Here is a 25,058-nt window from a genome sequence, read left to right as displayed (position 1 = left end):
CGCAATGATACCTAGGTATAATTGATGTAGATTCTCATACTACTATATATAATATTTACCAGCAAGTGAAATTGAATGATAGAAAATCGTTCCACCAACTAAAGGTGAACGAACTAGGAGGTTATTAGATTGGATATTTTTGCCCATAGAGGCGTTTCAGCACTTTACCCTGAAAATACGATGGCTGCTTTTACGGCCGCATCAAAGCTGCCGATTACAGGCATTGAACTAGATGTTCATTTAACAGCAGATAGGGAGTTAGTCGTTATTCATGACGAAACCATCGACCGCACATCAAACGGCTCTGGCAACGTAAAGGATTATACGCTCCAAGAGCTTCGCGCATTTGATTATGGCTCATGGTTTTCATCTAAATTTGAGGAAGAAAGCATCCCAACTCTAGGAGACGTTTTAGACCTGTTTGCAGGCACAAATCACCGTATTAATATCGAACTCAAAACCGATGTATTTCCATATGACGGGATAGAAGCCCTTGTTATTAGGGAAGTCGCTGCCTATCAAATGACAGAAAGAGTGATTATTTCCTCCTTCAATCATGAATCGATTCAGATCATCTCACAAAGAGCGCCATATATCGAAAAAGCGGCGCTGTTTGCAGAAATCTTAGTTGACTTTACCGGCTATACAGCTCAAATCCCGGCCAATGCTATCCACGTCAGCTTACCTACAGCGTTTAGAAAATCAGTTCAAGAAGCAATTAATGAAGGAGCGACTGTACGCGTGTATACAGTTAATGATGTCGAAAACGCAAAACAATTACAGCAGATAGGGGTACAGGGGATATTTACAGATGACCCGGAGAAGATAGTATCGGCATTGATAGGGTAGAGTGGTTGGAGCGGTGGAAAGAAGAGTCAAAGTCGTGGATAGAAAAGCCAAAATCGTGGATAGAATCGTTAAAGTCGTGGATAGAACTGCTAAATTCGTGGATAGAACCGCCAAAGTCGTGGATAGAACTGCTAAAGTCGTGGATAGAACTGCCAAAGTCGTGGATAGAACAATCAAAGTCGTGGATAGCCCCACCTAAATAGTGGATAGAACCCGCAAGGTGACGGATAGAAATCAAAGCGACGGAAAGAAGAGCCGAAGTGACGGATAGAAATGCGAGAGCGACGGAAAGAAAAGCGAAGGTGACGGAAAGAAATCAGAGCGACGGAAATAATCGTCAAAGCGATGGATAGAGAAGCCAAAATCGTGGATAGAACCGGTAAAGTCGTGGATAGAGAAGCCAAAATCGTGGATAGAACCGGTAAAGTCGTGGATAGAGAAGCCAAAATCGTGGATAGTACCGTCAAAGTCGTGGATAGAACTGCCAAAGTGACGGAAAGAAATCAGAGCGACGGATAGAATCGATAAAGCGACGGACCCCACAAAATCAGCAAAAAGCCACTACACGGACCCTTTTTTCAGATTTAACGCACTGATGATGCAAGAATCAGTGCGTTAAATCCCAATATGATAGCAAGCAATTAAATTTCCCTAGATCTTACCACTTCACGCGGTTTTCTTCGATACTGCCTAGCATTTGCTTGATGACGAGTGTTTCGCCATTGTCTAGTAAAACGGAGCCATCGTAGTAGCCAAAAAGTTGGTGTACTTCAGATTTGATGAGGCCAGCTTTTGTAACGGCAACGCGCTCGAAGAATGGGGAGAATGTTAAGGAAACTTGGTTCGTGAATTTAGTCTTAATTTTCCAGCGTTGCATTAAATCCTCTTGATTATAATTGAACAGTACATCTTCATGTATTTTTGTCATTTTACCTTCAACGAAAACAGCATTTTCGGTCATTCCAGTTCCGTCTGTCCATTTACCGCCTAAATTGAGTCCGATTCGTCTACCTCGAACTCGCTGTGAGGCCATTCCCCAAGTCCATGTGGATTGACGCGGCCAAACGCCACGACTGTATTCTAGTACAGCGAAGTTTTCCTCAGGGGTAAATGTAAAACGGCGAGTACCAATCGATACAAAACCAGAAGTAGGAAGTGTATGATGCTTTCCTGTAAATTGGAATGTTTTACGGTTCCAAGGGATGACTACATTCAATGACTCATCTGTAGGCGGATGTTGAATGATAAGCTTTGCACATAAAGTATCTCCATCAAAGTCTGGGATCGAAACGGATAGGTGGGTTTCGTTTTGTACATATTTCATATCGATCATCATTTCACTATTTTTGAAGGTTACTGAATCTAGCACCTGTGTAGGCATTTTTAACTTTCCACCCAATGGAACTATAATTGTTTTTTCAAAGTAGCGCTGTGTTTCATATTCAAGGAAATAAACGAAGCAGACCGCTGCATAGTCTAGATGACTAATAGTAGCTGAGAAGAGGATCTCATCACCGTAGACGCACCAATAATTCCATTTCTTTTTGCGCATGATATGGCCACTTAAATTGCTGTTTATGAGAGGTTTACGTGCAAATCCGATGGCAGCTGGATTTAAATTGCCTTTTTTATCGCATAAAAGAGTTGGTTGTATAATTTCTTTCTCAGCATGCTGCTTCACATTCAACATCCCTTCTGATCATAAAATAAATAATCTATAAGTCCTTACCCTTATTGTAGCAAAAATTAACTTACAATTGGCAAAGATAGTACCAAATAAGACCACTTTCGACATTTTTATGAATAAGGACCTAACTAATAGAAATATCTCTTTATACATATGTTGAACATAAGGAGGGGAAGTGTGGCAAAAATGTATAACAGACAGGCCGCTGTACAGTATGCGAACTTGTGGTGGAACAGGCGTAATCCAGCATTTCCGAATTTTACTGTTGATTGTACGAACTATATATCTCAATGTTTACTTGCTGGGGGAGCACCTATGCGGGGGGCTCCAAACAGAGGGAAAGGTTGGTGGCTTCAACATGGAAATTGGAGCTTTAGCTGGTCGGTGGCACATTCCCTTAGATGGTACTTAGAAGGCTCTACGACTGGGTTGAAGGGTAGGCGTGTCCAATCTGCTGAAGAATTAGAGCTAGGAGATATTATTTTTTATGATTTCCAAGGCGATGGGAGAGTTGACCATTCTGTCATTGTGACAAGTATTCAAAATGGTGTTCCATATGTTAATGCGCACACGTCAGATAGTATTAATCGATCCTATTTTTATGAAGATTCAACGGCCTATACGCCAAGCATGACGTATCATTACATTCATATAGAGGATAGTTTTGCTTAAGGTGATAAAGTTTAAAAGCTCATCATTTTATGATAATGTGAACTATAGAAGATATAAATTTAAATTATTGTAGTGTTATAGAAGGAGATAAGAGTATATGAGCGAACAATTTTTATCTGTAAGGGACGCGATTATTGAGCGTCGTTCTATTAAAAAATTTAATGGCCAGCCGGTAGAGCGTGAAGATTTAATGGCCGTTATTGACGATGCGGTATGGGCACCGAATCACGGTAATCGTGAGCCTTGGCGTTTAGTCGTTGCTTGTGGTGAGGAGTTATCTGCTCTTCATAATTTATTGCGTGATCTAGCGATTCCGAAATGGCAGGAGCTTTCAAGTGAAGATTTAGTGAAGCAAATGACGAAATTTACATTACCGGGTGGCTATGCGTTTGTAATCGTTCCAGAGGATGCACGACAAAAAGAGCGATTAGAAGATTACGCAGCGGCAAGTATTTTTATTCAAAACATTCAATTGCTAGCTTGGGAGAAAGGAATCGGCTCATGCTGGAAAACGCCTGGGTTCCTAGATAACCCGAAATTCCGTGAAGCTTTAAAGGTTCAGCCGGGTGAGCGCGTGATTGCGATGCTACAAGTTGGCTATTTTGATGAAGCACCAAAAGGGAAAGAACGTAAAAAATCAGCAGATATCGTTACGATTTTTGGAGAATAATATAGCAAAATCCCCTCGTTTAAAAAGTGGCGAGGGGATTTGTTTCGTTTATTTTTGTAATTCAGCAACCTCAAATAAATAATCACTCAAAACACGTAATCCTTTATCGAAGTTTTCTAAATGGAAGTGCTCATTTGGTGCATGGAAGTTTTCGCTTGATAAGCCGAAGCCCATTAGCACTACTGGCAATTCTAAAATTTCATCAAAGGCAGCGACGATAGGGATTGATCCTCCGCCACGTGTGTAAGCAGTTGGTACATTATATACTTTTTCGTATGAGCGACCAGCAGCTTGGATAAATGGATGATCAAATGGTGTTAAGAATGGACGCCCTTTATCGAATTCAGAGATCGTCACTTCAACGCCAGTTGGTTTATGATTTTCAATATGTGCTCTTAATTGTGCTACAATTTCGTCGGGCTCTTGATTTGGCACAAGACGGCATGTGATTTTTGCGCTAGCCTCAGCAGGAAGCACTGTTTTAATGCCTTCGCCAGAGAAGCCACCGAACACACCATTGACCTCTAATGTTGGGCGCGCCCAAGTACGTTCTAAATAGGAATAACCAGCTTCACCGAATAATTCCTTCACGCCAACTTCTTCCTTCACGGATTCTTCATCAAAACTAAGCGCACGGTAAGCTTCGCGTTCTTCCTCAGATAATGGTAAAACGTTGTCGTAGAAGCCCTCCACTTGAATTGTCCCATGCTCATCACGGAAAGAGGCTAAAATGTCAGCTAATGCATGAATAGCGTTTTGGACACCGCCACCATAAAGACCAGAGTGAAGGTCACCTTTTGCACCACGAACATCAATTTGAACCCCTGTTAAGCCACGTAATCCATAGCATACAGCAGGCTTACCAGGACCATATAAACCTGTATCAGAAATCAAAATTAAGTCTGCAGCTAGTTTCTCTTTATGCTCTTCAACATAGGCAGGAAGGTTAGGACTACCAATCTCTTCTTCACCTTCATAGATGAACTTCACGTTCACTGGTAAAGTGCCAGTTGTCGCAAATAATGCTTCAATCATTTTTAAGTGCATAAACACTTGCCCTTTATCGTCACTAGCACCGCGAGCAAACAATTTGTTGTCACGGATTGTAGGGTTGAATGGCTCTGTTTCCCATAAATTTAATGGGTCAACAGGCTGTACATCATAATGACCATAAAATAGAATAGTTGGTTTACCCTCGGCGTGTAACCAATCAGCATAAACAACAGGGTGACCTGCAGTTTGCGTAATAGAGATGTTCTCAAGATTTAGCTTTTTAAAAGCGTTCGCTAGCCACTCAGCGGCATTTTGTAAATCTTCCTTATGCTCAGATAAAGAACTAATACTTGGAATACGTAAAAATTCATTTAATTCATTTAAGTGTGCTTCGCGATGTTCTGTGAAATACGCATCTAACTGCTGTACATTAGTCATCTAGCATCCCTCTTTTCAAATATTTCGATAATAGAAATAGTATAGCATAATGTGGTTGGGGAATCTTGTGATAGCAATAGTTTCAGACGTTTTTATTATTGATTAGCCCCACAGAATATCGAAACAGAGAGATGTACCTTTACCAATCACAGACCATTTCTTGCTGGATGCTTGTCACATGCTTTCATCACTGTTCTTTTCTATTTATAAAAAAGCAATGTCCTCCAAATGCATTCTAGGACATTGCCAAAATCGATCGTACAATCGATGAATTATTTATTGAAGCGTACAAGGCGCTCAATTGGAAGACGTGAAGAACCATAAGCTGGTCCAGCTGCCTCGCCAATCGCTAGTAATAAAATAGGCACTTCGTTCGGTGGTAATTCCATATATTCAGCAAATTTTGATTTGTCGAAGCCACCCATTGCGACTGTATCATAGCCCATTTCCTTCGCTAATAGCATAATTTGCATTGAAATTAAGCCTGCGTCAAAGTGAACGATATTTAGTAGCGCCTCTTTTGGAATCGCACCATACATTGCTAGAGAGTCCTGGGCTAGCTTACTTGCAATTTCTTCGGGCATATAGCCTAGCTCTACGTTTTCTGCATAAATTTCCTCTGCATTTAGATACATTTCTGCATCTCCAATGACCGCGATAATGGCAGATGCTGTTTCGATTTGTTCTTGATTAAATGAAAAAATATTAATGTTCTTTTGGATTTCTTTATCATCGATGACGATAAAGCGCCATGGCTGCAAATTACTTGAAGATGGCGATGAAGTTGCATTTTGTAACAGTTGCATAATCGTTTCACGAGAAATCGTTGTGTTAGCATTGTATTTACGAACCGATTTACGCTCGTGCATAATTTGTTTTACTGGTGTAGTTGTTGTCATTTTATTTCCCTCTTTTACTAAATATAAATTAAACCGCTTTAATTGTTACGTTGATATTGCCCATTGTCGCTTTTGAATATGGACAAACGGTATGTGTAATCTCTAATAATTGTTGTGCTTCTTCAATTGATAAGCCTTCAATATGTCCTTCAATGTCAACAGCAAGCACGTAGTCAAATGCAGCTTGCTCGATTAGTTTAACTGTTGCTTTAATTGTTGATGCCCCTTGAATTTTCTTTTGACGTTTAATTAAATCTAACGCGCTATTAAAGCAAGCGCTATAACCTGCTGCAAATAGTTGTTCTGGGTTTGTAACATCCGCTAATTTCGAGCCAGGTGGTGCAATATTTAATGATAATGATTGATCCTCAGCATACGATTTACCATTACGGCCACCGTCATTAATCATTGTTGTTGTATATAATTCTTTCATAAGATTAACCTCCTCTTCTGTGGAACCAATCAATTAGGTTGTGCACAATTTAATTGTGCGATATTGATTGTATACAATTTAATTGCGTTTGACAAGTATAAACTTTATTTTTAATATTAATAGTATCAACAGTACTTAAAGAGGGGATTCCTATGCCGAATCATTTAGATAATCAACTATGTTTTCTTTTGTATGCGACTTCAAAGGAAATCATTCGACAATATACGATGTTATTAAAGCCATACGATTTAACTTATACAGGTTATATCGCCATACTAGCCCTAGAGGACGATGAGCAAATTACGGTGAAGGAATTGGGGCAACGTTTATTTTTAGATTCTGGTACATTAACACCAGTACTAAAAAAGTTAGAGGTAACAGGCTACGTCCGTCGTGAGCGTTCCAAGGAAGACGAGCGACAAATGAAAATCTATTTAACAAAAGAAGGAATTGAAGTACGCCAAAAGCTACCTGAAGTGTCACGTCAAGTAATGAAGAAAACGAACATTTCAGAGCAGCAGTATGTGCAGCTGAAAAACGTCCTGCAAGATATTTTGCTAAACGACTTACCAATCAAGGATGAAAAGCTAGGAACATAAAATAATTTATGAGTCTCTACTGAACTATTGGATCAATCATATAGGATTCAGCCACAAAATAATCGAATTGAATTATTTGTTAACGCCAGCTATCAAGTTGGCGGTTTTTTATTTTATATAATAAAAACAGGGATAATCAAATACAATCTACTGACATAATCCTATACACACGCTTTTAATTGCCCCAATCTAGCCCACATAACTCCAAAGACATGGCTATATCCTGCAAATTAATGATAACTGTTAAAAAGAAATCGAAGTGTTGATATACAAGGTTTTATAGCTTGTTTTATGCACTACTTTGTATTCCCACTAGCTTGTAAAGTTTGACTTGAAGTGGAGACTGGGAGAGATAGAGAAACGAAGGCTAAACAATCGCGTCCTGTGATAACGCCTTCGTGACCAACATCGTATTGCTGACGCTACGCTTTCGCACAGAAAACATCTGTTGGCCCGAAATCCTGCAGCAAAGCGGTTCAACGGAAGCCCCAAGGAAATCGCCTAGTCGGAACGGAAATCAGTCATACGTTATGATAATGAGCGAAAAAAGGAATTCTTGAAACTTTTCATAATTAAACCTCGTAAATATAATTAAATGTCTTATTTATACATTAATGGAGGTTGTTATTGTGGAGAAGTTCAGCAGTCCAGAAGAAGTCATAGATCTTTGGTTAAACGAAGGTTTCGAAAAAGTTTATAATGCTACATCAAAAGACTTTCAGAAGATGGTCACTTTAGAACAATTCATAGAGCTAAGCGAATCATTTAATAAGGGTGTTAAAAATTATCAATTAGAAACAAAGACGATATTACAAGATTTAACGCATTACGTATGGTCAGATGATAAACGAGAGAAAGCAGTTGTAGCTTCGTTTGATGAATTTAATCAAATACAGCGTTTTTATATAAAGCCTTTTACTGCTTATCCGAAAACAGACCAACAATATACAAAAAATAAATACATAATGCCAATTAGAGGTGAGTGGTTTGTTTTTTGGGGTGGTACGAATGAATTTGTAAATTATCATTATTTATATGAAAGTCAGCGATATGCTTACGATTTAGTAAAAGTTCAAGATGGACAATCTTATCAAAAAAGCCCAGTTCAAAATGAAAATTTTTATGCTTTCGATGAAGATATTGTAGCACCAGCAGATGGTAAAATCGTAAAAGTTGTAGATGGAATAAAAGATAATGTCCCTGGTGAAATGGATGAACGTAATGCAGCAGGAAACTATGTCGTGATTGAACATGCCAATAATGAATTTAGTATGATTGCACATTTTAAAAAGAACTCGATTTTAGTAAAATCAGGCGACGTCGTAACAGAAGGGCAACTTATTGGAAAGTGCGGAAACTCTGGTAATTCATCAGAACCTCATATTCATTTTCAGGTAATGGATTCCCCTGATATTGGATATGGAAAGTCCATTCGTATTCTGTTTAAAGATGGTGAAAATCCAATACAAGGGGATACGATATCTTAAGATTATAAGTGCAGTATTCAAGCCTTACTCCTAGCAGGAGAAGGCTTTTTTGAATACCCTGTTTTCAAATTTCGTTACTATTTACCAAATGAAAGGAATTAGTTTTTTAGTTGTCTGTTTATATAATGTAAATTGTTCTCCGTACTTGTTTTGTAAGTAATCATCCGATTTTGGAATATAGCCAAAAATAAATACTAAGAATAAACCTAGAGGGATAAGCAAACTATAAATATTGTTAGAGACTAGCGCTAAGCCTAGTACCCAAAGGCAATCTCCAAGATAATTAATATGAATCGCATATTTAAATAAACCGCCTGTATATAGTTTACCTTTGTTTTCAGGATTGTCCTTAAAAGGTTTTCTAAGTAACTCTGAAACTGTGTTTAACATACTGCCCCCTAAAAATGCTATCCAGCCTACAATAAGTACTGTTAAGTTTGGAACCTGATTACTAGTAATCATTAAAATCGGGAAACCTAAATAATAAATCCCGAAAGCTAGACTGTTCATAATGGCTTCTTGCCATGCAATACCTCTAGGCAACCATATAAACATCATCGCTGTTAAGCGTAAAGCTGTAATAATTAAAGCAATGAAAAGCCCTAGTGAAATGCCTGATTTGTCATATGTAACGAAGAGTAAGTAATAGGCAATGATTAAATAGATAATCTCAGCAACTAAAATCAAGATTTTTTCTTTTATCGTTGACTTGTTAATACCATACATTGAAGACGCTCCTTCACTTTTTATTAATAGGAAAGTATACCTCAGTAATATGATTTTCCTCTGGTGTGCTATAGGGGTCCGTTTGATAAACTTCAAACGGATCACCGTTCAGTTTATAGTTATGTTCATCAATCCAAACATGCAGCTTTGTATGAATAGAAGGTAATTCATCGTAAGAGCCAATAAGCGTAGCCATTGCGCAAAGACCAGGATTAAACACTTTTGTTTTATGGGTGGCCATTGCAAGGGGAATTGCAATTTCTACATCGTAATTTTCAGGTTCATATTCTGAACTATGGAAAATAGCAAGTGGCTTTGCGATAGGTGATAAATTTTCAAACAAAATTTTACTAAACAACTCATTAAAGTGTAGTAGAAAATCAGCGGTATTTATTTGCTTTCGTTGAGATACGATATGATAGGTTATGTGATCAACAAGTTTAATCTCAATCTGATCTAAATAACCCATGATATTTTTCTCTTCTTCTAATAGTTGAATATCATGCTTTAACTTTTTTGATAACGAAGAATAAAATGTAATCTGTTGTGCCAGATTTTCTTGTTTGGCTTTCATTTTTAAGTTGAGAAGTTCAGTATCCTCCCAATTAGCTAAAATAACCTTAATTTCTTCCAACGAAAATAAATAGCTTTTTAAGCGTGCGATCAATAAAGCTGTTTCTAATTGAGAAATATTATAATAGCGATAGTTGTTTTTAGCTTCTATGAAAGCAGGTTTTAAAAGTCCAATTTCATCATAGTAGCGAAGAGTCTTCAAAGTGAGATGCGATATTTTTGAAAACTCACCAATTGTAAGCATGAACAATCACCTCCTGTTTTAACTATAAGGCTTCCTGTAAGGGGAGGGTCAATCAATGTAGCTAAATTTTTTTGGTATACGAGGTATTGGTAGAAGTAGGGTACATAATATGAGGTTTCCAGGGGGCGTCTGTTGGGCTGCTGGGGGCAATAGATAAAGCTGAATGATAGAAATCATTCAGCTTTCAGTATGCTTATTCACGAATAACTAATAGTACGCCACTAAAGATTAATGCAGTGCCAACCCAAAAGGATACGCCGATTTGTTCGCCTAGTAATAGCCATCCTAGGAAGGTACCGACGATTGGCTGAAAGAAGAAAAATAAACCGCCACTTGCGGCATTGAGCATTTGTAATCCACGATTCCACAGTAAGAAGCCGCACGCTGTAGAAATAACGCCTAAGTAGAGTAAACCACCCCAAATGGATGGTTCTGCCATAGCGTGGAAGTCTAATTTTAGTAGTCGTGGTATGGCTACAGGCGTTAAAACAATGATAGCGACAAGTGTTCCGTAGCTTGTGACAACGATTGGTGAATACTGCTCTGGTACCCGTTTAATAAGAACGGACATCAACGACCAAGTTAGGGCAGCGATTAGTAGAGCAACCCCACCTAATTGATGGGAGGAATCGATATGTGCACTACCTACGATCATGTAGACGCCGAATGTCGCTAGAATAATAGAAACAGCTTTTTTTAACGTGATTTTTTCTTTTAAAATGAATCTCGCAAATACAACCATAAATGCCGGTGTCGTGGCTGTAATGATGGCGCCCATTTGAGCAGTAGACAGCATCGTACCTATTTCTTGGGCAACGATCGAAATTGTATTTCCGATGAGCCCAATCATAAAGATTAACAGCCAGTCCCGTTTTTCGATTCGCCATGATTGTTTTGTTATAGCGCCAATGATAAATAAAGCGATGATGGCAATCATATAGCGCAGCCATACTAATTCTAAAGGTGGTATAGTATCGACAACTACCTTTACTACTACATACATGCCGCCCCAAATGCTAGCAGCAAGTGATAAATATAAGGAACCTAATAAGGTTTTTTTCACGTTTTCCCCTCCGTTATCTCTAGACAATACTTGTCCTTAACGGAGAACTAAAGATTCTCCATTAAGGGAGAATCACTTCAGGTACATCGTGTTCAAATAATGGTGAGAAGATCATCATAAGCCAACTCCTTTTTTTAATATTTCATTTATCATATAACATTTTTTTGAATTTGAGAGAAAAAAATGATCTGAATTCATGTTTATTTTTATCAAGAAAAGGGGAAAAAGTGGAGAACGCCTCTGAGCTTCACTTAACGGAAAGGGAATCTATGATTTTGGGTTTATTAGCAGAAGGGTATGACAATAAAAAAATAGGTAGCTACCTGTTTTTAAGTGAACATACAGTAAGGGATTATGTCAGTAGTTTAATGACCAAGCTAAAAGCAAAGAATCGCACACAGGTTGTTGCTTCTGCCTTTCGATTGGGGTTGTTGAACTGAGTAACGACCGATTAATGGTTCGCGTGGAGTAGGAGGATACCCGCGCGAAGCCTTGCGGAAGTAAAGCGATCCATATGTTATCAATTACGTTATAAGACAGACTATTTTTTATTCAAATTTAAAGATCTTCTAATTACACTTCCTTTAAGTTTAGACTGAATGTTCGTTTTTTCAATGACTAAACTATTCAAATCTAAAGGGGCGTGTGTTAACAATTCATATCCATTATTCGTGATTAAAATTGTATCAGAATGTCTAAATCCTCCTTTACCATCGAAATAAATGCCAGGTTCAATGGTAATAATCATATTTTCTTGTAAAATATCATCGCTTCCTTCAGCAATAAATGGACCTTCGTGATTACTTAATCCTATTCCATGGCCAGTTCTATGAAGTGTATTATTGATCAATCCGTATTGAGCAAGATAATTTCGCGCTTCACAGTCTACATCTGAAGCTCTAACGCCTGGTTTTAATATTTTTAACGATTGTTCTCTTGCTCGTAACATATGATGAAATAGCTCCTGTTCTTCCTTTGTAGGTTTATCTAGAAAAAAAGTACGTTCGCATTCTGAAGCATAGCCATTTATACGAAAGTAAGCCATCGAGACTTGAGGACCTTCACCTAATTTGTCCGTAATAGATGGAATACTATGCGGCATTGAACTTAATGGAGCGGGCCATACGATAGTGGTAAGAGATGTTGTAATCGGTTCAAATTGCTGTGAACGAATCAATTGCTTTTGTATAGCATTCGAAATTGAGAAGGATTCGACAACCCCAGCGCCTTTGTATGAGGATTGTAGTATCTTTTCTATTGCCATATCAGACTGCTTGGCACTAAATCTAATTTTTTCTAGCTCATATGCGCTTTTCACTTGACGTTGGTCTGCTACAAGATGACTAGCCAATAGATTTTTTGCCTGGATTTTCAAATAAACCTCTGCTTTAACATTATTCTCAATGCCTGTATGATTAAATTTTTTTAGAAGCTGATGTAAAATATCGAACCAATTGCTACCGTTTGGAGATGGATAGTCCCAATACGTAATAATGTCACAGTCTAGAATACCTTTATGAACGTGAGCCTCTTCTAATTTTGGGACTAGTAAAACAGGCTTGCAATCTAATGAGATGATAATGAAAAATGGGCGTTCTTCAGGCTTAAACGTAACATTTGTAAAATACCAAATGTCCTCCTCGGTTGTGATAATGTAGGAGTCTAAAGAGTGTTTTTTCATTGCATTCTGTAAACATTTTATGCGCATCATTAATTCTTTTTCTAACATAAAAATACCTCCTTATAATAGCGATTTCTTTTGATTGTAAATAATTTAGATCACAATGAGAAATACATAGAACATCCTGTTTTTATACTTATAAGGTATTACGAAAATTAAAGAAGGGGTAGACGAGAGGTCAGCGATTTCTTTTGGTGGTTAAACAGCTTGTAAAATCTGAATTTTCAAATGAATGCTATTGGATTTAAAATAAAAAAGTAGTGAGAAAGGCATATTGTGTAGCTTTCCTTCGCAAAAGAAGTATAGTAATAAAACATTATTTACGAATATTACAAGTGAAAGGATCTAAGCTTACACGATTGTAATGTAATTGAAAGCCAATACGATAGAGTGTAATACATTATTTTGCGAGAATGAGTATAGAAGCAAGAACAAGAAGCGGAGGAAAACACAATGAATGAAAAATTAGAAGGCGTATATGAGGAATTCAATCGTTACATATACCACTTATGTTTAAAACTTACTCGCAATAATGTAGAAGCTGAAGATTTAATGCAAGAAGTATGGGTAAAGGTTGTACGCTATGAAGATAGCGTTGCCGAGGTGGAACATATTAAAGCTTGGCTTACAACAATTACAATGAATACATTTAGAGATCGCTATCGTAAAAAAACACGACGTAGTAAATACATGATGAACCAACCTGAAACATTAGACGTACCGATTTTAGATTTGGTTCCCAATAATGACATTTCAACTGAAGAAAAAATTGAAAAAGATGTTGTTACTCAATTAGTACAGGATAAAATGGGGCAACTAGATGGAATTTATCGTAAAACATTATGGTATTTCTACATAGACCAATATTCACTTGCAGAAATCTCTACGATTATGAAAGTTTCAATTGGTACTGTGAAATCTCGTTTATTCCGTGCAAAAGCTCGTTTGAAAGAAATGCTAATGGCCGATGTAGCTATAGTAGAGTCAGTGCTGCCAGCGTGATGAAATGCATTGGTCGCACTAGCAGTATTACTTAGACGGAAGTATTCGTTCGGCCAATCCCGTAAAAAGATGCATTGCAAAATTACTTTGCGATGCATCTTTTTTTGATGGGGGATTTTGATCGCTGGAAGAAGTTAAAGTTACTCACTTAAATGCAAGGCTAAATGAATTTCTAAATAGTGTGCTGGATTGTGTAAATCTCGATTTAACAATTGTTCGATTTTTTCGAGTCGATGGTATAGCGTATTTTGATGAATGTGTAAGGTGGAAGCCGTTTTCGAAATGGAACGATTTTGATGAATGTAACAACGAAGTGTTGCTAGTAAAGTTTCATCTTTTTGCTTGTATAGCGGAGCTAATATATCATGGACAAATTGTCCAAGCTCTTCTTCACTCTGCTTGCTGAACAGTCGATTAATACCTAGCTCCTCATAATCCAAAATGGTTACTTTTTCATCTTCTTGTGCGTGGCGCAGAGCTTGTCGAAGTGCTTGTTTACTTTCTTCCGCACTCTGAGCGACCTCTAATAAGTGATCTTGTATGGTTCCTATGCCTATTGCCACCTGTTGATGATAAAACTGGACCCAACTAATGATGGCCTGCGTTAATTGTTGTTTTATTTTTTGACGAAAGGCTGTATCTCCTTGTAGTACCCAAACGACCGTTTCACGTTTTGTGAATATAAAGTGTTGTCCTTTGAAATACTGCTGTACATGTTGAATAAATTGCATACTATTTTTATGGGAAAATTGTTTTAGCTTAAATTTAACGACGAATGTTGGTTTCTTAATATCGAGTCCTAAGTCATCATAACGAGAATCAACGAGTGGGGCGCGGCCAGAGATAAGTTGTTGGAAAAGCTCAAAACGTTCTTTAAAAATCGTTTGTCCAGCTGCCTGTATTTGTAATGATTTTAAAGTTAAGCTCATCGCCGCATTTTCAATAATCATACGTTGTTGACTCGTTAATTCCTCCAATTGCTGAATAATTAAATATCCAAATGTTTCTTTGTCATTTCCAATAGGGAAGACATAGCCGATATCAATTAATTGGTCCTTGTTAATGGTTGAGAGCTTGTCCATTTCCGCTAGCTGTAAAAACGTTTTACGATCTGCCAAATTTACATATTGAACGTCTAATTGTAATAATTCCTTCGTCGTTTGAATGATTTTCATTTCTTGCACATTTTGCAAGGAAAGTTTAAGAAAGATTTGATGAATGTCATGTTGCTTTATAAAGTAAGCATTTAACCGTTCTATTTCTTCATAAGCTTCCGCATTTCTTATCGCAACTGCAGCCTGCGATGCGAAGCTTTCTAGGAGTCTTAAATCACTTTGTTGAAAAGCACGTTTATTCGTATATTGATGGACAATCATAATCCCAAGCTTTCTTTCATGAAAGGTAATCGGAACAGCCATCGATGTATTGTTCTCGATTCTTCCTAAATGTGCAGCTTCCGTTAATGCGTCTAGATTAAACTTTGTGACATTGCTCATAATCTCTAATGTTTTTTGGTAGTTGTAAATGCCCGATACACCTGTTTGAAATGTGTAGCCTGCCATTCCTTCGCCCAATTGGGGAGCGTAATCAAAAATACGCTCTGTTACACCCGCACTAGCTACGGTATATAAACGCTCCATTTCATGATTGAATAACATTAAAAATCCACGGTCAATGACTGGAATAGCTAAAATGGCAAAATCCATGATCGTTTGCAACAGCGTTTTTATTTTCAATGTTGAGTTCATAGCGCCCATAAGCTGTATAATGGCTAATTTTTGCTCACGTTGCCGTATAAGGGTTTTCTGATAAAAGGTCTTTTCTAGCTGCCAAACTAAAAATTTCTCATCATAATCCGTAAAGTCTCCAAAGATAATACCTTGGACACTACACTCATTTGGCTCCGGTATGTATAACGTTGCACTGAAGCACTGCTCTTGTTTATCCCAATGTATTCCTTTCAAATCAGGTTTTATTTCACAAGGTCGGCCATAAAATAAAGACCATTCCTTTGTTGCGCTGTAAATATAAAAGCTACAATTGTCGTCGTTCAATATCAGTTCTTTATGTTCCTCTAGAAACATTGTTATTTCGACTCCTTTCCTTCAATTTCGGAATTTATTCTAATGAACTTTTATAAACATTGTAAGATATTCTAATGATTTCGTCCTTTATTTTTCTTAATATTTAGATAATTTAGTAAGAGGGGTGAGGTTATGAATGTTGAACTAAAAAACCGCAGTCATTTAATTTTAGGTGTTTTATTCTTTGGATGGATGGTTTCATACATTGACAGAACTGCTATCAGCCTAGCTTTAATCAATATTGGAAATGACCTATCTTTATCAGCCACGGAACTAGGATTTGTTTTAAGTGCCTTCTTCTTTGGTTATGCTGCTATGCAAATTCCTGGTGGATGGTTAACGGATAAGTATGGAACGAAGAAATTATTAATTGGTGCCGTTATTTTTTGGTCCATTTTCACAGCGTTTACAGGGTTTGCTTGGTCACTCGCTTCATTGCTCTTCATTCGATTTTTATTTGGTATTGGAGAAGGCGGATATCCTGCCGCAAGTACGAAAGCGATCTCTATTTATTTTCATAAAGAAAAACGTACAAATGCTCAAACGACGATGATGTCCTCCAATATGATCGGTGGTGCTGTCGCTCCTATTATTTGTGCACCGCTATTATTGGCGATGGATTGGCGCAATGTATTTTTTTTAATTTCGGGTCTAGGTTTTATTTTTGTGATTGCTCTTTTATGGAGTACTAAACATGCACAAACATTTACGTCAGAGGAGCGAAAGGAAAAAGAAGAGAAGGGCTCTTTTAGCGACGTATTAAAAAATACTTATTTAATGCGTGTACTTCTTATTTTCTTCTTTATGAATATTGCAAACTGGGGGTTAAATACTTGGATGCCAACCTATTTAATGAAAGTGCATGGTCTTGATTTGAAAAATGTCGGCTTCATCGCTGCCATACCAGCCATTTTTGGAATGGTTGGCATGATTATAAGTGGGCGTATCATCTCAAAGCTAGGAGGGCGTTCAAAATATGGTGTCATTTTCGGAGCAGCTGTGCTGGCTGTTTGTTTATATTTCATGGCTACAGCCGGTTCTGCAGCAATAGCTATTACGTATCAATCCATCGCCTTTATATTTGTAGCTTTTATGGCCTCTTTCATATTTACAACGCCACATCGTGTTGTCAATCAACAAAATGTTGGGACAGCTTTTGGCATCGTCAATTTTGGTGGACAAGCAGCAGGAATTATTTCGCCAACAATTATGGGTTATTTAATTAATGCATCAGGCGGCTCTTTTGAATCATCCTTTATATTTTTAGCCATTATGTGTGTCATTGCTGCTGTCATCGCTGTTACTTTACCAGTTCACCATCAGCAACAAACAACTATACAATCTGTGGAGGGATACGAACTATGAAACAGCAATTATTTGAGTGGATGCAGAAAAATGAAGAAACATTTAGTCATATGGCAAAACAAATTTGGGACAACCCTGAGCTTGGGTATGAAGAAACATTTGCGTCTTCATTGCAACAAGATGTTCTAAAAAAAGAAGGCTTTGAAATTGTTACGCCGATTGGCGATGTACAAACTGCTTTTTATGCACAGTGGGGGTCAGGGAGTCCGATAATCGGATTTTTAGGAGAGTTTGATGCACTTCCAGGATTGTCTCAGCAAGTCAGTTCACTCTATTCGCCAGTGGAGGAGGGGGCACCTGGGCATGGCTGCGGTCACAATTTATTAGGAACGGCTGGGGTAGAAGCCGTAGTAGCCTTAAAAGAAGTGATGACGCTTCACAATATACAAGGAACGATTCGTTATTATGGATGCCCAGCGGAGGAATTGTTATCTGGAAAATCGTATATGGCACGTGCCGGTGTGTTTGATGATTTAGATGTTGTTTATACGTGGCATCCATGGACGTTTAACGTGACAGCGAACTTCTCTATGCAAGCACTCACGGCCATTGAATTTTATTTTTCAGGTCGGACGGCACATGCTGCTGGTGCCCCACATTTAGGGAGAAGTGCGCTTGATGCTGTTGAATTGACGAATGTCGGAGCCAATTACTTACGCGAGCATGTGCCAGACGGTTCTCGTATGCATTATCAAATTACAAATGGTGGCTTAGCACCGAATATTGTTCCAGATTCAGCGAGTGTCTATTATTACCTACGTGGAGCAAATCGTGATGCTGTCAAAGATTTAGAACGCAGACTCATTAAAGTGGCAAAAGGTGCAGCGATGATGACAGAAACAGAAGTGCATTGGGAGCTGAAGGCAGGGTGTTACGATACTTTACCGAATCTCACATTAAATGAGCAAATGTTGGCGCAATGGAACGAGCTACCGCCATTAACCTTTACAGAGGACGAGCTCACTTTCGCAAAGTCGCTACAGGCTTCATTAGATCCTTCTGTACTTGCAGGTACCGCCCAGCAATCTTTTGTACCAAATGAAATAAGTAAGGAGATATTGGTGGAGCAAGTAATTCATATGCCACAAACTTTTCGCCAATCCATGCAAGGCTCTAGCGATTTAGGGGACGTTTCGTGGATTGCGCCCCTTGGTCAAGTATTTACAACTTGTGCTCCATATGGCGTCCAAGTGCATACTTGGCAAGCAACTGCTGCCTTTGGATCTTCACTCGGCATGAAAGGAATGCATTATGCGGCAAAAGCAATGGCAGGAGCTGCGCTTGATTCCTTCCTGAATCCAGATGTTATGAAAAAAGCGAAGGAGGAATTTGAGAATTTAAAAGCGGGGAAACAGTATGAATGTGGTATTCCAGAGGAAGTGAAAGCGCCAAATCTAGTTTAAACAAAGCTTTAGGGTGAGGAGAATTCTTCACCCTTTTAATGATGTACAAACTGAGGGAAAGGGGAGGTTACCGAAAAATTGAACCAAAAGAAAAACACCGTAAAAAGTTAGATGCTTGTCTAACTTTTTACGGTGTGAAAAAGAAGCAATTACTCAAATCGATTAGGTTCAGCGTTGAGTAATTTAGAAAAAATAGTACGTAATGTTTGGACTTCCTCAGCGGACAGCATACCAAACATATTTTGTATAAGTTCGCTAACTTGCTGACGGGATTCCTCTAAAATATCTTCGCCATCAGCTGTAATTTTCAACTGGGATGCTCGTCGATCTGTGGCATGCTGTGTTTTTTCAATAAAGCCAGCATTAATGAGCTTACTTGTTAAAACAGTGACACCACCTGTCGTCACTTTTAACCGATCAGCAATGGCAGAAGGGCGCTTTGGACCCTCCTGCGATAAGTAGTCTAAAATTAAAATATGGGATTTTGAAAAGCCGAGTACATTATGATTATTCCACTCGTTTGCCCACTTACGCTCAATGGAAGATACTACTTCAAACAACGAGGTAATGGCTATTTGTTTTTCTTGATCCATATAAAGTCAACTCCAAAACTGTTTTAACTTTCTTGTGCTAATCTTGTCATCGCATTTAACTCATAAGCACGTACTCTACGTGGAATAAAACGACGAATGTCCATCTCATTGTACCCAACTTGAATACGTTTTTCATCAATTAAGATAGGGCTTCGTAACATTCTTGGGTGAGCCTGGATGATGGCAAACAACTCTTGAATAGAGAGCTGTTCAATATCAATATTTAAATTTTTAAAATCATTTGAGTTCGTTGCAATAATTTCATCTGTTCCATCTTCTGTCATGCTTAAAATCTCTTTAAATTCAGCAAGTGTTAGTGGATGTGATGTAATACGTTTTTCTTTATATTCGATGTTGTGATCTTTTAACCATTTTAATGCTTTTCTGGATGAAGAACAGCTCGCTTGTGAATAAATAGTAACTGTCATTCTTCATTCCCCGCTTTCTTTTTTAGGATTATATTTAATATATATATCTTATTAGTAAGTTAAATAGGTTATACATATATCTTACTAGTAAGCTATATATAAATCAATATTTATTTTTAAAAATTTAACTAGAAATAACATTTTTTTTACTACACTAAAATATACGCACAAAAGAGCGAAAAGTTTCGCAAATTAAGCTTACAATGATGTAAGTTTTGTTAAACCTTACTAATAGATGCTCATAGAATAAAGAGAGCTATTCTAATAGAGAGAGAAATAGTCTGATTTGAAGATAATAGATATATTGTTTTTCCACTCATTATTAATATGATTGAATGCAGGCTTTTATGCATAGATAAATAAACTTTTGTTAAGTCGGTTCAAAACTTGGGGAGTAGGGGGGCTGTACATACTGCTCGAGTAAGTGAAAGAAGTGATCGGGTAGGCCGGAGAAGCGATCGGGTAAGCCGGAAAAGTGATATCGGGTAAGCCTGAGAAGTGATCGGGTAAGCGGAAAAACTGCTCGGGTAAGCCGAAAAACTGCTCAGGTAGACCGAAAAAGTGATTGGGTATCCCGAAGAACCGCAATCGCTCGAGTATAATTCCTGACAAACGTTACCCACGCCAGATTTTCAAGCAAAGAAAGAGGGCAGCTCCGAATGATTAAAAAAATCACACCGGAAACGACCCTCATTAATAATATTTTTAGTTTTGTTGTCCAGAAGTAAACCAGTCTTGGACATTCCAAACCTTTGTCGCTAAACCTTCATAGAAATCAGGTTCATGGCTTACTAATACGATTGTGCCTTTAAATTCTTTCATGGCACGCTTTAGTTCTTCTTTTGCATCGACATCCAAGTGGTTTGTCGGTTCGTCAAATAAAAGCCAGTTTGCTTCATCCATCATAAGCTTACATAAACGTACCTTTGCTTGCTCACCACCAGATAAAGAATTAAGTGGGCGAGTAATATGATCCGTTTTTAGTCCTGAGCGTGCTAATGCTGCACGTACTTGTGCTTGCTCCATAGAAGGGAAGGCATTCCACACATCATCGATAGGTGTGATTTTTTCAGCTTTTACTTCTTGTTCGAAGTAAGATGGGTAAAGATAGTCACCGCGAATCACTTTTCCATCTAACGGATTTATTTTGCCTAACATCGTTTTTAATAATGTTGATTTACCGACACCGTTCATACCGACTAGGGCAATTTTTTCCCCGCGTTCAATCTCAAAGGTAAGAGGGGGAAGTAACGGCTTGTCCTTGTCGTATCCAATGACTAAGTTTTCAGCCTCTACTACATAACGACCAGAAGAACGTGCCTCTTTAAAACCAAATTCAGGCTTTACAGCTGTTTCAGGACGGTCGATACGCTCTAAGCGGTCAAGCTGCTTGGAGCGAGATTTTGCACGACCTGTAGTTGAGTAGCGCGCTTTATTTTTCGCAATAAAATCTTCTTGTTTTTTAATGAATTCCTGTTGTTTTTCGTAGGCATCGATATGCTGACGTTTATTGATTTCAGCAAGCTCTAAAAACTTTTCATATGTCGCCGTATAGCGAGTTAATTTTGAAAACTCTAGTTGGAAGATAACATCCACTGTTTCATTCATAAACTCTGTATCATGCGAAATTAATAAGAATGCGTGTGGATAGTTCTTTAAATAGTTTTTCAACCATGTAATATGCTCTTCATCAAGATAGTTCGTCGGCTCATCTAGTAATAATACTTTTGGTTTTTCAAGTAATAGCTTAGCTAGTAAAACCTTTGTACGTTGACCACCAGAAAGAGCAGCGACATCACGGTCTAAGCCGATTGCGTCAAGACCAAGACCACGTGCAACCTCATCAATTTTCATATCAAGAGAATAGAAATCACCTGCATCCAAAGCATCTTGCACCTCAGCCATTTGCTCTAGTAAATCTTCCAATTCTTCAGGTGTTGCTTCAGCCATTTTTCCTGTAATTTCATTAAGCTCTTCTTCTTTTTTATATAATGGAAGGAAAGCGTCACGTAATGCATCACGCATAGTTCGGCCAGCTGTCAATACAGTATGCTGATCTAAATAGCCGTAATGCGTTCCTGGAAGCCATTCAACTTTACCAGTATCGTGGATTGCTTGACCCGTAATGATGCTCATTAATGTTGACTTACCAACACCGTTTGCACCTACTAGACCAATATGATCGCCTTCAACTAGACGAAAAGAGACATCTTTAAAAAGCGTGCGGTCACCGAATGAATGACCTAAATTTTCAACTGTTAATATTGCCATATATGTTCCTCCGAGGGTAGCGGCTAATGACCGCTAGATTATTATTAATCAATTATGCCTCGGCGTAATTGCGTCCAGAATCGGCTTTGTGCTTAGGCCTGCACGATGCAGGTCAGTTAGCCGTTATCGCATGGATGCGATGATTTTAGGCTAACATCCTCTAAGAACTCCTTTCCGATTTTGTGACATCCGCCGGAGGCTATAAATTCTTTCAGCGGGGGTTTGGACACCCGCTGAAAGAATTTATAGTTCTGTTAATTGTTTATTTAACTCTGCTAGTGTAGCTTCCATATTTGCAAGGCGTTGCTCTGCTTTTGCTACTTGATCATTATGACCTGTAGATTCAAGCTTCTCAATGTCGCCTTGTAAATTCATGTAATCCATTTTTAGCTCTTTAATTTGATATTCAATATCGCTTTTTGATGGCATGACGATTGCTCCTTTTTGTGTATATTTGTATAACGAAAGCGTGTAAAAGCGATGGAGGTTTTTTTATCCCCCACCGCTTATTAGTTACTATCAATCGGGTACTTATGTTGCTTGAATTCACTTCTTAGTAAATTAAAGATAAGTGAAAGTGAAAAATTCTTCTATATTGTATCATATCCACCTTCAAAGAATCACTAAGTAGAAGCGATATTGTGTCTATCGTAAGCGAAATCTAAAAGTAATGACTGTAGTGCTTCATTGTTACTTACAAGATTGAGCTGTCGTTGTTTTTTAACAGCCCGTTCGCTTCGAGCCTCATGTAATAAAAATTCCATGACAGCGTTTTGAATTTGTGATTGTTTCATTTTGCGACCAAGTCCAAGGTGAATAAAGCCATTATGTTCGCGAGGGAAGGCATGTAATAGCTCAGCCTCCGTTTGTGCAAGCGTAATACAAGGTACACCATAAGAGGCGATTTTATAAGGTGTATAGTTAGCATTACAAATAATAACATCTGCTTTTGGTAATAGTTTTAGGAGTGCGTTTTTATCACGAAGAATGGCAGTGTTACGACGACTAAGTACCATCATTTGCAAATCATCTGTTGCATGTCGATAGCTTTCATCAATCATCACTGTAATTTGTAGTGGGATTTGTAGCTGCGTTAAGTGTCGAAGAGTACGGTAGGTTAAGTTATGCTCGTCCCCATCCTCAAAAGCAACAACGATATGAGGTGGGTTTTCGGGTATTTTATTGTCTGGTCGATCCTCAAAATGCTGATAAGCTTCTGGTAATGCAAAATTGAAGCTACCACCAATATAATGAGAAGGTAAATAATCTTTAACTTCTTGATAGAGTGCTAGCAATACACAGTCACAGGCTTGGCCACCCTCACCTAAATCATCAAAATGAATGATTGATTTGCAGAACGGTCGTAAATTTTGCACTTGCCAGCTTTCAGAGTTACGGCCATCTCTTACAATTAAATCAGGCTGAAGACCTTTCATTTGCTTAGGTAGCTCATCGAAATGTTCAAATAAGATTGGCGAGAGATTATCATTCATTAAAATTTGAATCCCATCATTTGAAGGGGTCTTTACAAATATGAAAACTTGTTCATTTGCAAGTAGCTTTGCCAGCGTTGCAACCCGTTCAAAAGGATACAGCCCTTTATCGATACAGCCTTCAATAATGAAAACAATCGTCTTTTTTAGTTCTGTTGCTTGAATTTCGTTTTGCAAATGTATCCCATCCTTTCATCCGTCTATTTAAACTATGGTGAGGGATGGGCAAGTATGTGTAAAAAATTAGGATTAGATAAATTATAGCTTTAAATAGTTTTTCAAACTTCTACAAATTAAATGAGTAAGAGCTCCCTTTTTGACCGATAAATAAAGTAGAGTTTGCGGGAAGATACATATAGGATTGTTTTAGTTTTTTTAGCAAAAATAGAAGCTTTGTTCCAGCAGTGCGGCTACTGAAGCAAAAGAACTTAGAAGGGGGTAGAACCAATGGGCATGCGCGCAGCGATTGTTGTAGGGGCTACTGGATTAACAGGTACCTCTCTTGTAGAGCAATTATGCGAAAATGATGAATACGTTTCAGTTACGGTGATTGCACGAAGAGCGCCAGCATTTACGCATCCAAAGCTAGAAGTGAAAATTCGAAATTTAGATACTTTAGAGGAAAAAGATATCGAACTTGCACATGAACTTTATTGTTGTTTAGGAACAACGATTAAAAAGGCAGGATCTCGTGAGGAATTTGAGAAAGTTGATTTTGAATATCCGCTAACGATTGCCTCGTTAGCCAAAAAACGAGGAATCCCACATACGCTAGTCATTACAGCAATGGGGGCAAATGAAAAATCTCCATTTTACTATAATCGAGTAAAAGGAAAGCTTGAACACGATCTGATGGAGCTAGGCTTACAAAGACTTTCTATTATTCGTCCATCTTTATTGATTGGGGAGAGAGAAGAATTTCGCTTAGGTGAAAAGGCGGGAGAGAAAGTTTTAAAGTTAGCAAAGCCACTATTAGTTGGACCATTAATGCGTTCAAGAGCTATAGAAGCTTCTCAAGTTGCAAAGGCGATGATCGTTATTGCACTGTACGGCGATAAACAACCGGTAACCATTTATCCATCTCAGGAATTGGCTAAGTTAGATTTTCCTGAAACGCAGGATGAGGACGTTTCAAGGGAGCAATTATTTAATTGGGATAAGCGCAAATTATCAGGTTCCAGCGAAAAAGGAGATAAAGTAAATCAAGAAGTCGTGATGAATCGAGATAAATATACAATAGAAGAAACCGTTGTAGATAAAGAAGTAAAGTTCAAACATCGTAGGGATAAATAAAAGGTCCATCACTGGAATAAATTGTACCCTTTGTAAAGGACATTTTAAAAAAGGTTAGGCAACTTTTTGAAGCTGCTGTCTGTATTTTGCAGGCGGTAGCTTTTTTAAATTC

At 38.1% G+C, this 25,058-nt stretch carries 26 protein-coding genes; 12 read left to right on the top strand and 14 right to left on the bottom strand.

Going from position 1 to position 25,058, the window contains the following annotated elements; translation table 11 throughout:
• The first annotated feature begins 129 nt into the window (after positions 1-129).
• The 3 genes from ACQKN2_RS18475 (at position 130) to ACQKN2_RS18465 (ending at position 1,368) form a co-directional block, all read left to right on the top strand.
• Positions 130-849 (top strand): glycerophosphodiester phosphodiesterase, encoded by a 720-nt coding sequence (locus ACQKN2_RS18475; RefSeq protein WP_427416242.1) that lies wholly within the window; start codon positions 130-132, stop codon positions 847-849.
• A 13-nt stretch (positions 850-862) separates the two neighbouring features.
• On the top strand, positions 863-1,048 hold the full coding sequence (locus tag ACQKN2_RS18470) for a hypothetical protein (protein WP_427416241.1): 186 nt from the start codon (positions 863-865) through the stop codon (positions 1,046-1,048).
• 167 nt (positions 1,049-1,215) lie between these two features.
• On the top strand, positions 1,216-1,368 hold the full coding sequence (locus ACQKN2_RS18465) for a hypothetical protein (RefSeq protein ID WP_427416240.1): 153 nt from the start codon (positions 1,216-1,218) through the stop codon (positions 1,366-1,368).
• A gap of 139 nt (positions 1,369-1,507) precedes the next feature.
• Here the strand turns inward: ACQKN2_RS18465 and ACQKN2_RS18460 are convergent, their stop codons facing one another.
• On the bottom strand, positions 1,508-2,530 hold the full coding sequence (locus ACQKN2_RS18460; RefSeq protein WP_427416239.1) for a DUF2804 domain-containing protein: 1,023 nt from the start codon (positions 2,528-2,530) through the stop codon (positions 1,508-1,510).
• Positions 2,531-2,713: 183 nt separating this feature from the next.
• Between ACQKN2_RS18460 and ACQKN2_RS18455 the strand changes: the two genes are divergently transcribed.
• Both ACQKN2_RS18455 and ACQKN2_RS18450 read left to right on the top strand, forming a co-directional pair.
• Complete coding sequence (locus ACQKN2_RS18455; protein ID WP_427416238.1) at positions 2,714-3,208, top strand: amidase domain-containing protein; 495 nt, start codon at positions 2,714-2,716, stop codon at positions 3,206-3,208.
• Positions 3,209-3,305: 97 nt separating this feature from the next.
• Positions 3,306-3,878, top strand: a complete 573-nt coding sequence (locus ACQKN2_RS18450) for a nitroreductase family protein (protein WP_427416237.1) — start codon at positions 3,306-3,308, stop codon at positions 3,876-3,878.
• Positions 3,879-3,926: 48 nt separating this feature from the next.
• On the opposite strand, the gene ACQKN2_RS18445 is transcribed toward ACQKN2_RS18450, so the two are convergent.
• The 3 genes from ACQKN2_RS18445 to ACQKN2_RS18435 form a co-directional block, all read right to left on the bottom strand.
• Positions 3,927-5,309: a dipeptidase gene (locus ACQKN2_RS18445; protein ID WP_427416236.1), complete on the bottom strand. Its 1,383-nt coding sequence runs from the start codon at positions 5,307-5,309 to the stop codon at positions 3,927-3,929.
• Between the two features lie 272 nt (positions 5,310-5,581).
• Entirely contained in the window at positions 5,582-6,208 is a 627-nt protein-coding gene (locus ACQKN2_RS18440) for a nitroreductase family protein (protein ID WP_427416235.1), read from the bottom strand.
• A 28-nt stretch (positions 6,209-6,236) separates the two neighbouring features.
• On the bottom strand, positions 6,237-6,641 hold the full coding sequence (locus ACQKN2_RS18435) for an Ohr family peroxiredoxin (RefSeq protein WP_427416234.1): 405 nt from the start codon (positions 6,639-6,641) through the stop codon (positions 6,237-6,239).
• Positions 6,642-6,793: 152 nt separating this feature from the next.
• Here ACQKN2_RS18435 and ACQKN2_RS18430 point away from each other — a divergent pair, with 152 nt between their 5' ends.
• Together ACQKN2_RS18430 and ACQKN2_RS18425 are read left to right on the top strand one after the other, a co-directional pair.
• Positions 6,794-7,240 (top strand): MarR family winged helix-turn-helix transcriptional regulator, encoded by a 447-nt coding sequence (locus tag ACQKN2_RS18430; RefSeq protein ID WP_427416233.1) that lies wholly within the window; start codon positions 6,794-6,796, stop codon positions 7,238-7,240.
• A 629-nt stretch (positions 7,241-7,869) separates the two neighbouring features.
• Positions 7,870-8,727: a peptidoglycan DD-metalloendopeptidase family protein gene (locus ACQKN2_RS18425; protein ID WP_427416232.1), complete on the top strand. Its 858-nt coding sequence runs from the start codon at positions 7,870-7,872 to the stop codon at positions 8,725-8,727.
• A gap of 81 nt (positions 8,728-8,808) precedes the next feature.
• Here ACQKN2_RS18425 and ACQKN2_RS18420 read toward each other — a convergent pair whose 3' ends face one another.
• The 3 genes from ACQKN2_RS18420 to ACQKN2_RS18410 all read right to left on the bottom strand — a co-directional run bounded on the left by ACQKN2_RS18420 (position 8,809) and on the right by ACQKN2_RS18410 (position 11,333).
• Positions 8,809-9,453 (bottom strand): methyltransferase family protein, encoded by a 645-nt coding sequence (locus ACQKN2_RS18420; protein WP_427416231.1) that lies wholly within the window; start codon positions 9,451-9,453, stop codon positions 8,809-8,811.
• 13 nt (positions 9,454-9,466) lie between these two features.
• On the bottom strand, positions 9,467-10,270 hold the full coding sequence (locus ACQKN2_RS18415) for a MerR family transcriptional regulator (RefSeq protein WP_427416230.1): 804 nt from the start codon (positions 10,268-10,270) through the stop codon (positions 9,467-9,469).
• Between the two features lie 193 nt (positions 10,271-10,463).
• Positions 10,464-11,333 (bottom strand): DMT family transporter, encoded by an 870-nt coding sequence (locus tag ACQKN2_RS18410; protein WP_427416229.1) that lies wholly within the window; start codon positions 11,331-11,333, stop codon positions 10,464-10,466.
• A gap of 227 nt (positions 11,334-11,560) precedes the next feature.
• On the opposite strand from ACQKN2_RS18410, the gene ACQKN2_RS18405 reads away from it, so the two are divergent.
• Complete coding sequence (locus ACQKN2_RS18405; RefSeq protein WP_427416228.1) at positions 11,561-11,773, top strand: response regulator transcription factor; 213 nt, start codon at positions 11,561-11,563, stop codon at positions 11,771-11,773.
• Positions 11,774-11,874: 101 nt separating this feature from the next.
• Here ACQKN2_RS18405 and ACQKN2_RS18400 read toward each other — a convergent pair whose 3' ends face one another.
• Entirely contained in the window at positions 11,875-13,062 is a 1,188-nt protein-coding gene (locus ACQKN2_RS18400; protein ID WP_427416227.1) for a M24 family metallopeptidase, read from the bottom strand.
• Positions 13,063-13,467: 405 nt separating this feature from the next.
• Between ACQKN2_RS18400 and ACQKN2_RS18395 the strand changes: the two genes are divergently transcribed.
• Positions 13,468-14,016, top strand: a complete 549-nt coding sequence (locus ACQKN2_RS18395) for an RNA polymerase sigma factor (protein WP_427416226.1) — start codon at positions 13,468-13,470, stop codon at positions 14,014-14,016.
• 140 nt (positions 14,017-14,156) lie between these two features.
• Here ACQKN2_RS18395 and ACQKN2_RS18390 read toward each other — a convergent pair whose 3' ends face one another.
• Positions 14,157-16,100 (bottom strand): helix-turn-helix domain-containing protein, encoded by a 1,944-nt coding sequence (locus ACQKN2_RS18390; RefSeq protein WP_427416225.1) that lies wholly within the window; start codon positions 16,098-16,100, stop codon positions 14,157-14,159.
• A gap of 132 nt (positions 16,101-16,232) precedes the next feature.
• Here ACQKN2_RS18390 and ACQKN2_RS18385 point away from each other — a divergent pair, with 132 nt between their 5' ends.
• Positions 16,233-17,465 carry an MFS transporter gene (locus tag ACQKN2_RS18385; RefSeq protein ID WP_427416224.1) on the top strand — a complete coding sequence of 411 codons (1,233 nt, stop codon included), beginning with the start codon at positions 16,233-16,235 and terminating at the stop codon, positions 17,463-17,465.
• Positions 17,462-18,868 (top strand): amidohydrolase, encoded by a 1,407-nt coding sequence (locus tag ACQKN2_RS18380; RefSeq protein ID WP_427416223.1) that lies wholly within the window; start codon positions 17,462-17,464, stop codon positions 18,866-18,868. The genes ACQKN2_RS18385 and ACQKN2_RS18380 overlap by 4 nt, the downstream gene beginning before the upstream one ends.
• Before the next feature lie 149 nt (positions 18,869-19,017).
• On the opposite strand, the gene ACQKN2_RS18375 is transcribed toward ACQKN2_RS18380, so the two are convergent.
• The 5 genes from ACQKN2_RS18375 to ACQKN2_RS18355 form a co-directional block, all read right to left on the bottom strand.
• Positions 19,018-19,461 (bottom strand): MarR family winged helix-turn-helix transcriptional regulator, encoded by a 444-nt coding sequence (locus ACQKN2_RS18375; RefSeq protein WP_427416222.1) that lies wholly within the window; start codon positions 19,459-19,461, stop codon positions 19,018-19,020.
• Between the two features lie 23 nt (positions 19,462-19,484).
• Positions 19,485-19,889 carry a transcriptional regulator Spx gene (spx, locus tag ACQKN2_RS18370; protein WP_427416221.1) on the bottom strand — a complete coding sequence of 135 codons (405 nt, stop codon included), beginning with the start codon at positions 19,887-19,889 and terminating at the stop codon, positions 19,485-19,487.
• Between the two features lie 705 nt (positions 19,890-20,594).
• Positions 20,595-22,160: an ABC-F family ATP-binding cassette domain-containing protein gene (locus tag ACQKN2_RS18365; RefSeq protein WP_427416220.1), complete on the bottom strand. Its 1,566-nt coding sequence runs from the start codon at positions 22,158-22,160 to the stop codon at positions 20,595-20,597.
• 243 nt (positions 22,161-22,403) lie between these two features.
• On the bottom strand, positions 22,404-22,589 hold the full coding sequence (locus ACQKN2_RS18360; protein WP_427416219.1) for an SE1832 family protein: 186 nt from the start codon (positions 22,587-22,589) through the stop codon (positions 22,404-22,406).
• A gap of 194 nt (positions 22,590-22,783) precedes the next feature.
• Positions 22,784-23,830 carry a CMP-N-acetylneuraminic acid synthetase gene (locus ACQKN2_RS18355; RefSeq protein WP_323650998.1) on the bottom strand — a complete coding sequence of 349 codons (1,047 nt, stop codon included), beginning with the start codon at positions 23,828-23,830 and terminating at the stop codon, positions 22,784-22,786.
• Between the two features lie 270 nt (positions 23,831-24,100).
• Here ACQKN2_RS18355 and ACQKN2_RS18350 point away from each other — a divergent pair, with 270 nt between their 5' ends.
• Positions 24,101-24,946: an NAD(P)H-binding protein gene (locus ACQKN2_RS18350; protein ID WP_427416218.1), complete on the top strand. Its 846-nt coding sequence runs from the start codon at positions 24,101-24,103 to the stop codon at positions 24,944-24,946.
• Positions 24,947-25,058 lie beyond the last annotated feature (112 nt).

The sequence above is a fragment of the Lysinibacillus sp. NPDC093688 genome, assembly GCF_050280145.1.
GTDB lineage: Bacteria > Bacillota > Bacilli > Bacillales_A > Planococcaceae > Lysinibacillus > Lysinibacillus xylanilyticus_B.
Note: the sequence above shows the minus strand (reverse complement) of the source record. Positions and strands in the feature narration are given on the sequence as shown.